Raw genomic sequence first — 1,877 nt, forward strand, 5'->3', positions numbered from 1 at the left:
CAGTCGAGTAGACTAAGACCTCTCAATCTTAGCCCCTCACAGATCCGTACGTGCGGCTTTCCCGCATACGGCTCCTCATAGTAACATTCGCTTCAATATAAACAATAGTACGTTTTAGGTTTTGCTAACGGGTAATACTTGAGCATTTCCACAAATCCATTCCATGTGTATGCCCGTCTACAACCTCTCCGATTCATGGCTTTGAATAGAAACTGTTGTACTCTATGCAGGAATGTTGTTATCTTCCGAAAATTCCATGTAACACCATAATACCGATAGTGTCCAATTAGTTTTACGTTCAACTCTTTAATTATTTCTCGCATTGGTCGATTTCGATTATCGTAAATCCAGTTCTTGTATACTCTAACCTTTAGCTCAAACTTCTTTCTTGAAGTCTGTACCTTTGGCACGAAACCTCCCTTTCGCGTTTTGCTACAGTAGAAGGTAAATCCCAGAAAACCAAATGTTTCAGGCTTACATTCTCCTCTTGCTCTACGATTCTGCTCTGCAAATCTCCCAAATTCAATCAGTCTGCTTTTACTACTTTCCAGCTCCAGTCCAAACTTTTCCATTCGTTCCTTTAACTCTTTATAGTATCTTTCAGCTTCTGACTTATATTGAAATCCTGCAACAAAATCATCCGCAAAGTTGACGAGAAAACACTCTCCCTGCATTTCCCTTTGCACCACCAGCTTAAACCACAGCGTCAACACATGATGCATGTATATATTTGCAAGCATCGGACTCATTACTGAGCCTTGTGCCGAACCTTCCTCTGTTGGCTCGAATTTTCCTTGCTCCATTATTCCTGCTTTAAGGTATTTACGTATTAGCCACAATAAGTTCTTATCCTGTATATTCCATTCAAGGAACTTCATCATCCAATCATGATCGATATGGTCAAAGAAACCTTTGATATCGGCATCTACGATATAGCTGATTTTTCCATAGCTTATCCGTTGGTATACTTCTTTTATTGCTTCGTGACACCCCCTATTCGGTCTGAATCCATACATGCAGTTTAGGAATCTCGGTTCATAAATAGCTCCCAGTATTTTCTTCACTGCCATTTGTACAATCTTATCTTCATAGGAAGCAATCCCTAATGGTCGTTTCTTTCCATTTCCTTTAGGTATATATACCCTCAGTGACGGAAGTGGCTTAAAGGATTTGTTTTTCAACCTCTGTACCAGTTCCTTGATATTTCTATCAAGGTTCTTCCCATACTCATCCTTAGTTACCTTGTCAATTCCGACTGCTTTGTTCCCATCTAATTCCTTATGGCATTGCTTCAGCATATCTTCATTTATCAAGTGGTACACTGATGTAAATATAGGATGTTTTGATGTTGCCGATATCTCAGCTATTCTTACTAATTTCGTTTCCATTATTTCCTCCGTCCCTGAGTACGGATAATGTGTCCTCAGTAAGACCTTTACTATGCAATCCCCTTCCCTCCATCGGCATTGCCCGATTTCTACAGTACTATGGGATTGTCCGACCACCTACCATTCATTTGAAATCCTCCGTTTTCAGTTGCAACTTCATACTCTTCTTCGAGAAATGGCAGGTTCTCCCCAGTTGATGTGTATTCACAATGTAAAACATGATTGGTTCTCTGACTCCGCAGTGCCACATAACACTCGCCATATCGCATTACATGATATTGTCTTCCGCACCAGTTAAGACGTCGACCGACTGAAGTTAACGTTTCGAAGCTCCATCACTATTCAACCCTGCTTTCTTGCTGTCTACGCTTGTCAGATGCCGTTACCGGCATCATCCCAAGACTCGCTATTATCTGGTTGGCTAAACCTTGGATAAACCGGAATCCCACCGGCTTGACTACACACCCTTAGCTGGGCACACAACTGGAA

1 protein-coding gene is annotated in these 1,877 nt (G+C 41.3%); it reads right to left on the reverse strand.

Features of this window, described 5'->3' with window-relative positions:
* Nucleotides 1-92 precede the first annotated feature (92 nt).
* The gene (gene ltrA / locus LJE11_RS18955; protein ID WP_118616642.1) at nucleotides 93-1,388 is read right to left on the reverse strand and encodes a group II intron reverse transcriptase/maturase; all 1,296 of its coding nucleotides are present in this window, start codon (nucleotides 1,386-1,388) and stop codon (nucleotides 93-95) included.
* Between the last annotated feature and the right edge of the window lie 489 nt (nucleotides 1,389-1,877).

This window comes from Blautia sp. DFI.1.216, assembly GCF_020594215.1.
GTDB classification, from domain to species: Bacteria; Bacillota; Clostridia; order Lachnospirales; family Lachnospiraceae; genus Blautia_A; species Blautia_A wexlerae.